The organism is Faecalibacterium sp. Marseille-Q4164 (assembly GCF_017377545.1).
GTDB lineage: Bacteria > Bacillota > Clostridia > Oscillospirales > Ruminococcaceae > Faecalibacterium > Faecalibacterium duncaniae.
The window spans coordinates 65,931-76,154 of record NZ_JAFREJ010000011.1 but is presented as its reverse complement, the minus strand read 5'-3'; the positions used below and the strand labels follow the sequence as shown (position 1 = coordinate 76,154).

At 52.9% G+C, this 10,224-nt stretch carries 14 protein-coding genes and 1 pseudogene; 12 read left to right on the top strand and 3 right to left on the bottom strand.

Translation table 11 applies throughout. The features are described 5' to 3' along the window. From J3352_RS10270 to xerC (J3352_RS10260), 3 genes and pseudogenes are all read left to right on the top strand, one after another. Positions 1 to 311: pseudogene (locus J3352_RS10270) on the top strand (DNA primase); the annotation flags it as partial. A 371-nt stretch (positions 312 to 682) separates the two neighbouring features. After that, entirely contained in the window at positions 683 to 988 is a 306-nt protein-coding gene (locus J3352_RS10265; protein WP_006735272.1) for a helix-turn-helix domain-containing protein, read from the top strand. 14 nt (positions 989 to 1,002) lie between these two features. Further along, positions 1,003 to 2,406: a tyrosine recombinase XerC gene (gene xerC / locus J3352_RS10260; RefSeq protein WP_117530134.1), complete on the top strand. Its 1,404-nt coding sequence runs from the start codon at positions 1,003 to 1,005 to the stop codon at positions 2,404 to 2,406. Positions 2,407 to 2,842: 436 nt separating this feature from the next. On the opposite strand, the gene xerC (J3352_RS10255) is transcribed toward xerC (J3352_RS10260), so the two are convergent. From xerC (J3352_RS10255) to J3352_RS10245, 3 genes are all read right to left on the bottom strand, one after another. Beyond that, complete coding sequence (gene xerC / locus J3352_RS10255) at positions 2,843 to 4,270, bottom strand: tyrosine recombinase XerC (protein ID WP_005929548.1); 1,428 nt, start codon at positions 4,268 to 4,270, stop codon at positions 2,843 to 2,845. A 34-nt stretch (positions 4,271 to 4,304) separates the two neighbouring features. Continuing rightward, on the bottom strand, positions 4,305 to 4,964 hold the full coding sequence (locus tag J3352_RS10250; protein WP_005929550.1) for an HI0074 family nucleotidyltransferase substrate-binding subunit: 660 nt from the start codon (positions 4,962 to 4,964) through the stop codon (positions 4,305 to 4,307). Positions 4,965 to 5,047: 83 nt separating this feature from the next. Beyond that, entirely contained in the window at positions 5,048 to 5,605 is a 558-nt protein-coding gene (locus J3352_RS10245; RefSeq protein WP_050762765.1) for a helix-turn-helix domain-containing protein, read from the bottom strand. A gap of 135 nt (positions 5,606 to 5,740) precedes the next feature. On the opposite strand from J3352_RS10245, the gene J3352_RS10240 reads away from it, so the two are divergent. The 9 genes from J3352_RS10240 to J3352_RS10200 all read left to right on the top strand — a co-directional run bounded on the left by J3352_RS10240 (position 5,741) and on the right by J3352_RS10200 (position 10,095). After that, positions 5,741 to 5,947 (top strand): helix-turn-helix transcriptional regulator, encoded by a 207-nt coding sequence (locus tag J3352_RS10240; protein WP_005929558.1) that lies wholly within the window; start codon positions 5,741 to 5,743, stop codon positions 5,945 to 5,947. A gap of 2 nt (positions 5,948 to 5,949) precedes the next feature. Next, complete coding sequence (locus J3352_RS10235; protein WP_005929560.1) at positions 5,950 to 6,195, top strand: helix-turn-helix domain-containing protein; 246 nt, start codon at positions 5,950 to 5,952, stop codon at positions 6,193 to 6,195. A gap of 18 nt (positions 6,196 to 6,213) precedes the next feature. After that, positions 6,214 to 6,822 (top strand): DUF6291 domain-containing protein, encoded by a 609-nt coding sequence (locus tag J3352_RS10230; protein WP_005929562.1) that lies wholly within the window; start codon positions 6,214 to 6,216, stop codon positions 6,820 to 6,822. 58 nt (positions 6,823 to 6,880) lie between these two features. Beyond that, a complete protein-coding gene (locus tag J3352_RS10225) occupies positions 6,881 to 7,087 on the top strand; it encodes a hypothetical protein (RefSeq protein ID WP_005929565.1) in 207 nt (68 codons plus the stop codon). 100 nt (positions 7,088 to 7,187) lie between these two features. Next, positions 7,188 to 7,409, top strand: coding sequence for a hypothetical protein (locus J3352_RS10220; protein WP_005929567.1), 222 nt, complete (start codon positions 7,188 to 7,190; stop codon positions 7,407 to 7,409). A 53-nt stretch (positions 7,410 to 7,462) separates the two neighbouring features. Then, complete coding sequence (locus tag J3352_RS10215) at positions 7,463 to 7,915, top strand: hypothetical protein (protein WP_005929570.1); 453 nt, start codon at positions 7,463 to 7,465, stop codon at positions 7,913 to 7,915. Then, a complete protein-coding gene (locus J3352_RS10210) occupies positions 7,912 to 8,100 on the top strand; it encodes a hypothetical protein (RefSeq protein ID WP_005929571.1) in 189 nt (62 codons plus the stop codon). The genes J3352_RS10215 and J3352_RS10210 overlap by 4 nt, the downstream gene beginning before the upstream one ends. A 175-nt stretch (positions 8,101 to 8,275) precedes the next feature. Next, positions 8,276 to 8,620 (top strand): helix-turn-helix transcriptional regulator, encoded by a 345-nt coding sequence (locus tag J3352_RS10205; RefSeq protein WP_005929574.1) that lies wholly within the window; start codon positions 8,276 to 8,278, stop codon positions 8,618 to 8,620. A 1,241-nt stretch (positions 8,621 to 9,861) separates the two neighbouring features. Then, a complete protein-coding gene (locus J3352_RS10200) occupies positions 9,862 to 10,095 on the top strand; it encodes a helix-turn-helix domain-containing protein (RefSeq protein WP_035393342.1) in 234 nt (77 codons plus the stop codon). The last annotated feature ends 129 nt before the right edge of the window (positions 10,096 to 10,224 follow it).

The window sequence follows — 10,224 nt, the reverse complement described above, 5'->3', positions numbered from 1 at the left end:
TCACCATCAGCGAGCGCTCCATCCAGAACCTTGAAGCAGCCATGGCGGACAGCGACAACCTGACCCAGTTCATGCAGGCCAGTGCGTATGTCCGCTTCAAGCCCGACACCGAGGAACGCTCCACCTATCTCTACCGCGCCTACACCAAGTGGTGCGAGGATAATCTGGAATCACCTGTTCCGCAAAAGAAGTTCAGCCAGTTCCTGCTGAAAAATGCAGGGAAGTATGGCCTGACCTTCTCCAAGCACATCGAGGGAAAGTACCGCGGCTTCCGGGGCGTATGCGTCCACCCCGCTTTTGCTGCGGCATAAAACACACGAAAAGTGAAAATCTCCCGCCCTACGCGCCCCAAAGCAGTGGTTTTGACTTGTTATCGCTGTTTTCTCCGGGCGCGTATCTACCCTTTTCGGGCGGATGTGGGGCGGCAACACGCCCTTCGGGGCGGGAGAGAAGGCAAGATGCGCCCCAAAAGGGCGCATACAATTCAGCCATGCGCCCTACAAAATCAACACAGGAAGGTACTTTTGTGCGGTTTGGGGCGCGTGGGGCGCGTAAATTCAAGTTCTCGCACTTTTTTGGGCTGCTGCTTCGGGTCAGGAGCGGCAGGCCCTTACATATTTACCGGCCCACAGGGTGCAGCTCAACCGGAACTGCGCCGGGTCTGGAGAAGTGCAAAGGAGACATGCCTATGACGAATGTCCGCAAAAATTCCGCTAAACTGACCCGTGAGGACTTGAAAATCGCGCCCGAATCCCCTACAATGAAATTGTCCGAAACCCCTGCCGTAGAACCTTCTGACCAGACCAGCAAAACCGTCCGACACGCCCCGCTTGTTTACCGGGTGGAGGAGATTGCCCAACTGTTGGCAATCTCCAACCGTGCTGCGTACAATCTGTGCAACACCACGAAAGACTTCAAGGTGATCCGCCTCGGTACCAGCATCCGGGTAAGCAAGCAGAGCTTCGACGATTGGTTTGCTGCGGTCTGAGGGAGGGAACATCTATGGCATCTATTCTCAGGCGCGGAGATTCCTACTCCGTTCGTTTCAAATACAAAGACCATGCTGGCCGGATCTGTGAAGGCTGGGAGAGCTTCAAAACCAAGAAGGAAGCGCAAGACCGCAAGATCTCGGTAGAGAAAGAACTCTTGGACGGTACGTTCCTCATACCCGATGCAATGACGGTAGCGGAAATGCTGTACAAGTGGCTCCCCATCCAGTCCAGCAAGCACAAGTGGGCACCCAAAACCTACACCCACACGGTAGCCATGATCCAGAATCTTGTCGTGCCCTATCTCGGCAAGAAGCAGATTCAGAAGGTTCAGACGTATGACCTCGAACAGTTTTACGCCACGCTGAGCCGGACACCGCGCGGACTGTATAAGCAGGGTGTCAAGCAAACGCTCACCGACAAACAGAAGCGGCAGTTTCTGACGGGTGCTTCCATCCGGGAAGTCCACGCCATGCTCAAGACTGCTTTTTCCTATGCTGTTGAGTGGGGTCTGCTCCTCAAGTCACCGATTCCGAGAGAAGCCCCGAAATCGACCTCGGAAGAACGTGCCATCTGGGACGAAAAGACCATGCTTGCTGCGTTGCAGACCATGACCGACCCTACGCTCCACCTTGCTGTTCATCTGAGCATGATTCTCTCGCTGCGTGTCGGAGAGATCCTTGGCTTGCAGCCGGGAGACATCGACTTCGATGCAGCGGATGGACGTGGGACCATCACGGTCGGCAGGAGCTTACAGCGCACCGAAAAGGCTGCACTGGAAAAGACTGACCCGAATCAGATCTACCACATCTTCCCCGACCAGCGTGAGGGCAGCAGCTCCGCACTGGTGCTGAAGAAGCCGAAAACCAAGAAATCCAGCCGCACCCTTTATCTGACGAGACCCTTGAAAGAGGAACTGCTGGCTTGGCTGGAAAAGCTCCGTCAGGACGAGCTTGCCATGGATGGCAGATATCGCAACTGTGGCCAGCTCTTCCGCCTGCCCAACGGTATGCCTGTTGCCCCGGAAGCCCTTTCTAAATGGTACCGCACTTGGCGTGCAGAGCACCCGGAGTTTGAGAAGATCGTGTTCCACGGTCTGCGCCACTCCAGTGCCACTTACCAGTTGATCGAATCCGGCGGGAACATCAAGGCCGTGCAGGGCAACACCGGTCACGCCACCACCGGCATCCTGATGGACACCTACGCCCACACGCAGGACAAGCCCCGGTTGGAGCTGGCTGAGAAGCTGGAAGCAGACTTCTACTCGCAGGACATCGGTTCCCCAAAATCCGGCTCTGTGCCGGTAAAAGAAAATCTGCCGGACAGCATCCAGATCACCCCAGAAGGGATGCTGAAAGTTGTCCGGCAGATGAACCCCGAGCAGCGGCGTGAGTTCACTCGCCTGCTGTTCGCCTGAAAAAAGTATGGAAAAAACGCTCACGATACACAGAATGCAGACAATGCAAGGAAAAACACGGCTTTCCCGCCGGTGTGCAAAAAGTGTGCAAAAGTGTGCAGAGCCCCAGAAAATGGAAAATCCCACGAGGAATCTTACGATTCTTCGTGGGATTTTGGTGCGCTCGAGGGAACTCGAATCCCTGGCCCTCTGATTAAAAGAATGAGCCAATTGGGAAACGACCGTTTGCGTTTGTTCCGTTTTATATAGAATCATCGTCATTTTTATTCGCGTTCGTGCGTATTCATTTCCAATTGTTTGCGACAGATAAGGCACAAATAAGGCACATTCCGGTGCGCCTTGCATCCGATAAACAGGACAACACACAGCCCATCATAGAGAAAGCAGCCCACAGGCCCGGCGGAATCATCCCCGCCCCCTGTGGGCTGCTCTGTTTTTATGCGTGGTTTTCGTCCCGAATCCGGGTAAACACATCTGTCAGGGCATCCGATGCAGCAGCGTCCGCCGACCGGATGAACCCGGCATAGATATCTGTTGTGGTGCTGGTCTTGGCGTGACCCAGACGGCCCGACACCGCCGTAACAGGAACATGGGCGGCTATCAGCAAGCTTGCGTTGGTGTGCCGCAGGCTGTGGAAGTGTACCGGCGGGAGATCATGGGCAGCGAGGAAGCCCGGGAACCACGTTGTTACCGTCTTGGGGTCAATGGGTGCACCGTTCCATTTGGTGAATAGCAAATCATTCTCCACCATTTTCCCGGCGATCTCCACACGCCGAACCCATGCCGTGCCCATCCTGAGCCGTTCCGCCCGTTGGTGCTGGCGGTATTCCCGCAGCAGCTGCACACACTCCGGGCCTATCTTGATGCACCGCCGGGAGCGTTTTGTTTTGGGCGTGGTGAATACAGTGCCCTTGCCCGGGATGTACTGCACGTTCCGCTCAATGGACAGTGTACCCGCGTCCAAATCCACATCACACCAGCGCAGCCCGCAAATCTCACTCCGCCGGGCACCGGTGAACAAGGCAAGCTGTGTGATAACACTGAACTGCGCCGGTGCATCCTGTAAGGCTTCCAGCAGCCGGGCAACGTCCTTTTCTTCCAGCGCCTGCACGTCTATCTCTTCGGCCTTGGGTGCTTCTGCCCGCTTGCAAGGGTTTTCCGGTACAAGACCCCACTGCACAGCCTTTGTGAATACGCTGGACAGCATCCGGTGATAGTGCTGCACCGTATTCCCGTTGAGCCTTCCGCCGTCCTTGACGTGCTCTGTGAACGCCTTGGAGAGGGGAAGCCCCACCACCCGGACAACCTTTTCGGCTGTGCTCTGGCTTACGTTTGCGCCCCGATACACGTTCCGCATGGTATCGTCCCCAATGCCTGCTGCCTTGGCGATCTGGCCCCGCTTGCCATGGGGCAGACGTTCCAGCAGGGCAGGCGTTGCGGTATAGGTACTATCTTCCCGCACACCCTGTTCCTCTAGGTTCGAGTAAAAAGCCATCAGGTGCGCCGGTTTCACTTGGCACACTTTCAGTTGCCCCAGCCCGGCGGAAATACGCGGCACCAAACGCCGGTAGTTGTAAACCGTCTTGGGCTTGAGCTTCTTTTCTGCGTACTCGGTGAACCATCGTTCTATCAGGTCGTCCACCTTCATGGACGCATCCAGCAGCACACCGGCATGCACTTCCTGTTCAAAGGCATCCGCCTGCCGCTGCAATTCCTTTTCCAGCTTCTTCCCGGTCATGCCCGGCGGCGGGGTAAACGTCCGGTTCACCATCACTTGACGGCCCCGCCGGTCGTAGCCATTGGAGACCCGGATGCAGTAGGAGCAAGTGCCGTCTTTCTTCATCCGCTTTGTTATCTTTGCCATCCGTCCACCCCGCTTTCTGCTATCCCGCCGGGCTTCATTCGTCCTTCATGTAGGCGGTCACGCTGTCGAACAGGGGCAGATACTGGCCCTCTATCCGTGCAAAGATAGCCGCCGCTGTGGCTTCATCGTAAACGTGGGAAGTCAAATTGCGGTCGTTCAGCAGCTCCACCCATGCCTTTTGATCGTCTATCATGCCAAAGGCAAACGCCTGTTTGATAACCTCTTTCGGGCTGTTGATGTTGGTATAGCCTTGGTCAAGCAGGTATTCCCGCATGGTTTTCCATGCCAGTTCCGTGCAGAACTCAAACCGCTGAATGGTTCCATCCCGTACAGAATCCAATGGGAACTTCTTGTAATCGTCCAGCGCTTCCCGCAGCCGGGCCACCGCAGCGGTAAAGCGGTCGTATTTTTCATGCAGCTTGTCCATCAGTTCAACACCATCCCTTTCGATGTTCGCAAGAAATACCGGCTCCATGCCGTCCTGAATGTGCACAATATCAAATTTCAGCAGCGTGGGCAGTTCCTCGCAGTGCATCCAGAACTCCGCCCGGTTATCCTCTGGCATCCCGTACACAGCCAAATCAATGTCACTGTTGGGCCGGTTGTCGCCCCGGGCACGGGAGCCAAACAGCACAAGCCGCTTTGCGCCATACCGCCGGGCCAGTGTCGCAAGCTGATTATAAAGTTCTTCCATGTTCTCACCTGTCACAATCGTTGTGTGCGCTCTATGGGGCTATATCCGCACTCACAGCGGCACATAAGCCCCGATGGACGGCTTTAGTCGTTCTTGGGAGGTGTATCTTTGGGAGTGTCCCCGGCGGCATCCTGCGAGTTTTCCGAATCATATGGCGGTATTTTATAGTATCGTGGATTGGTTTCTAAATCTGCAATGCGTTTTACTGCTTCAATTTTTCCAACCCGATTTAGTGCATTAAAGCTCCCGGCTATTACATTCAGCAAATCAAAATCCGTCCAGCCTTTTAGACTACTAAGATATAATTCATCTGTCATATTCGCCAGCTTTCCGAGATCACCGTATTTTGCATCTGCAAATCTATTCGGGTCGATATTACCTTGATTATCAACAGATTCATCCAAAAACTTTTCCAATGCTTCTTGTTGATCTGCTGTTTCCTTTGCAGGAAGTCCGTATAATACTGTCACACTTACCCCTAGAGCACTTGCAATTCGCTTTATGGTTTCGTGTTTTGGGTTTCTTAAGCCGTTTTCCCATTGTGCAACACCAACCGGGGAAATTCCTAATCGCCTTGCAAGTTCTTTTTGTGTCAGCCCTTGAAGTTTTCTCACAGTCCGGATGTTATCGCCTATTGACACCAGCCGCACCACCTTTCTTTTTTAGTATAACACAGTTCTCACAAGAAAAAAAGCAAAAGAATAATCTTTCGGCTTGATTTATTCAAACGCTTATGTTAAAATGAAGCAAATGAATATGAAAGGAAGCTTGATTGTATGAGAATCGACCGTGTAAAACTGATCGCTGAAATGGCCCGGCAGGATGTGGGCGTTGCAGACCTGTCCCAAAGGGCCACTGTTTCCCGCGCCACTATAACGGCATTGCGTGGCGGAAAAAGTTGTAACGCAAACTCCGTTCGCCGTGTTGCTTCCGCTTTGGGCGTGACTGTGGAAAGCCTGTTGGAAGATGGAAAGGAGCATTGACCATGGGCGAGTGCATTAGCTATCCCCGTTTGCCCAACATGGCCCCGGTCAAACAAGCCGCCCAGCTTTACGGCCTATCGCCCTATTACATCCGCCGCCTGTGCAAAGCCGGTAAGATTCGGTTCGTAAATGCCGGGCGCGGCTGGCTTGTAAATCTGGACAGCCTTGCCCGGTACTTCGAGCAGGGCGACCCTGCCCCGGTGGAGCTGACCCCCGCAGCTCCCAGCGTCCGCCGGGTGTGCCCCTGATGAATTGAGGGGGAACACATGGAAGAACGTAAAAGTTTTTTGTTCTATCGGTCGTTTTGGAGTGGAGGAAGTAAGCTAAAACCTCGTGAAAGGCTTGCATTTTATGACGCACTTGCGCAGTATGCGTTCACCGGTCAAGAAACTTCCTTGCCCCATAATGCCGCAATATGTTGGGAGTTTGCAAAGCCTTTGATTGATTCCAATAACAAAAAGTACGCAGATGGGTCAAAAGGCGGCAGACCACAAAAAACCACTGGTTTTGATGATGATATAACCACTGGTTCCGATTCCCTCAAGAATATATCTGAGGATAAAGAAAAGGAGAAAGATAAAAGAGAAGGTAAAGGAGAAAGGAGAACGCGCCAAGCGCGGAATGAGAAAAAGCCGCAAACGGCAGTCTTTTCAAGCCTGCCTAGCGGCACAAATAGAATCGGCTACGCTGGAACGGAAGAGTTGAAAAAGCGGCAGATACCAAAGATTGAAAAGGCAGCAGAGCAAATAGCCGCCCAGCCGCAGACACAACAAGAGGACACAGAGACCGCCGAATTGAAAAAGGCGTTTCGACAGGACAGAGCAACGGAAGAACAGCCCACCCCGGCGGAATATGCCCAGCCCCCGCCGGGCTGATTCTCCGCCGATAGAGCAAGCGGCCAGACCTCACAGCCAAAAGAAAGGAGTATGCCCCATGTTTATTTACACCCTCTATACACTCACCGGCGAGACTTTAGGCCAAACGCCCTTGCTTGAGCAGGCCATGCGCACCGCCCGAGCCTATGCCGCTGTCCGCCGGGTGTCCTGTGTGGTAGAGTGCCGCCGCCTTGATACCGATGAAGCCCGCCGGGTGTTGCTGAACGCAGACGGCAGCATGGTCAAACTCTGGCAGGCCGCATAAAAGTGCATTTTGCCCCGGCCTGCTGGATGCACATAAATCACCTGATGAAAATATCATTCTGTGTGTCTATGCACAAACAAAACCAAAGGAAAGAACCATTATGACAAAAGAAACACTTTTACACGCAACTGACCTTTACACCACAATCCAGAAGATCGAGCAGCTTTTGACCATCTTCGAGAAGAACAGCATTGAGGAAGTAAAGGTGCGTGGGTTTGACTGGAAGCCCAGCACAGAGCAGGAAACCCGAATCCGCACCGCCATTCTTGCAGATCAGCGGGAAGAATTGGAACGCCTGAAAGCCGAACTTGCCGCGCTGTAACCACAAAGAGCAACTTACCATCAATCATTTTTGAAAAGGAGTGGTGAAGAATCATGCCACGCTGTACAGTTGACGCGGACTTTTTGAAGTCTGTTCTCGAGGAAGCGAAAGCCGCCGAGCGTTGGGCGGAAGCAACTTACCAGCTTTTCATGAAAAAGGGCGAAATAACGGAATACGCTATGCGCCGGATTCAGTATACCGAATCTATCTTGAATATCCCTTTCCACAGAAAGACCCTTGCCGAACTTGAGTCCGGCGAATGGCTGAATGAAAATTGCGTTACACTGGAAATGCAGTTGAAGTCCTGTCAGCATCTTTGCGAAAGCATCACCAACCGTTTGTCTGTCGTTCTGGAAGAATGCGACTATTACGATCAGGAACGCCGGAACACCATTCATCTTGCCCCGGCACGGACACAGAAAGGCCGACAGGTCACAATCCCGCCGGAAGTTGACGCAATACTTGCAAAGATGATGGAGAACGCCGAAAAGGAGAAGAAAGCATGACAACGGGAGCCGGAACCGGCACAGCATCAAGCCGCAGAGAAAAAGAGGACACGCGGCACTCTGTAGCAGAATACTACGATATGATTGAAAAGGAATATGCAAGCGCTGGACACATCATTTTCTTCCGGCGTTTGGTCATTACCCGCGCCGCCAACAACTGGCGAATGAATCACCCGCAAAAATAAAAAGGGCTTTCGTTTCGCATGGTACAAGCTGCCCCGCTTCTCTCATGCTACTTTGAAAGTCCCATCCGTAGGAACAAAGGAAAATAACTTGCGTGTCTATCTTCCCCCAATAGTATACCACAATCGGGGAGAGAGGGCAAAGCATAGGTTTTCACAACATCCAGAAAGGAATCCTATGAAAAAGAAAAAAGGCCACCAGCGTTCCCGCTTGCGTGTTGACCCGTTCAACCTGTTGCAGCAGCTTTGTGAGCAGGATTGTACACTATCCGAACTGCAACAGCGTACAGGCTTTGACCCAGCGGAAATTAAGCCATTACGCGCCGCCGGGAAAATCCATCTTGATACCCTGAATCGCATTGCCGCCGGGCTGGATGTTTCGCCCAACTCCCTGTTAATTACAGCAACTAGCCCTTGGAAGGCATACCATGGGGACTATGCAAATCAGACTTGTGGATTTTCTGATGCTTTCAACGTTCTTGCTGATTATAGCCCTTATGACCTTGGGCCGCTGTTCAAGTAATTGACATCTAAAGCCGCCGCCCCTCTGAGCTATAGAGGGCAGGCGGCTTTTTTGACCCCCGGCAGATTTTTCACGGCCATTTTTTGCGGAAGTGAAAAAAATCCCTGCCGTCTAAAATTATTTCGCGCTTCTGGACCCGCATAGTTTTCAAAAGAGCGCCCCAGTACCTTAACGCCTTGGGGAAGATCATCCCATAGTGCAACCGCCATGCTGAGCAGAAAATCAACAAAATGATATCAAATAGCACAATACGCTCACATCGTTACACTATAGCTACGCTCAAACGTCCGGTTCTGCATGGTTTTGTTATCATTCTTGCGCGATAGGCCCCGCCTGTTTTCTCGCTTCCCGCCTTGCTTTTTTGCTTGTACTGCGTCCTTGCTCTGCTGTATTCGCAAGTTTGTTTTTCTGGCGGGGTTTCAACACTTGCGGAAATGGTTTTCATGCGCACATTGTAGCCGTTGACCCCTAGCCGCTGGATATGATCGGGCAGGCTGTGGCAATCATCCGCCGCCGCTGTGCATATCGCCCCAATTGGAATGTGCTGCCCCTGTTTATCTGTTCCGCCGGGTGGTGTGTATAGTCCGCTGAATAGAGCCGCCTATACTCTGCATTGTCACTATGTAATGACGCTTTGTCCCTTGCTTGCCGCCGGGTGTTTTGTAATCATGTCGGGTACAGTATGCGCCGTCCTGTTTTCTGGCTGTGTGCCTTGTCCTTTTGCCTGTGACATTCTTTTGCCCTGATCTATTCGCAAGTTGTTTTTCCATGGAACTTTTCGGGCTTGCGGAAGCTGTTTCATTTGCGCGCGCATAGCCCGCCCCCTGCCTGCTGAATGCACCTATGCAAAGAAAAATATTTCCGCGTACTTTTATTTGACATATTGAACAATTGCAAGCTGAAACTTTCCACATTTTACACACAAGAATCTTTCATTACAAAAACGATTTAATTTCATCAAACATTCGGCCCGACTGAACGCCGCCCCATCTGTCCATAGCCCGCCGGGAAAACCTGATGCAAGCCACGGCACCCCACGACACAGGACGGCACCCCATGGCATCAGATGCAAAGAGATTCCACGTTGTTCCCAATAGGCGTAAGGATTCCCGTTCATCAATGCTACATTCCGCTGCACCGCCGCCCGCGTTCGGCCCTCTTGCAAAATGGCCCGCCCCATGGTTTAATGCAGGCACACAGAGAACGACACAAACCGACCAGCAGAAAAAGAGGTGCATTGCTTGAACAATACGATCCGCTACCCGAACATGGGAACCGTAAAGCAGGCCGCTGAAATTTACGGACTGTCACCCCACTATATCCGGCGGCTTTGCAGGACCGGCAAAGTCCGGTATGTGAATGCCGGGCGCGGCTGGCTTGTGAATCTGGACAGCCTAGCCCGGTACTTTGAGCAGGGCGACCCGGCCCCGGCAGAGCAAAGCCAGACCGCCCACGGCATCCGACAAATTGGATGATGGACACACCCGGGAGCACACCGAGAACGTACACCCCGCCCGGCGGCGAGGTGTAACACACTAGACTTTCACGGAAAGTCGTGTGCTCTTGCAGAGGGCCTAGTGCTTGCAAGCAGGGCAGACGTATAT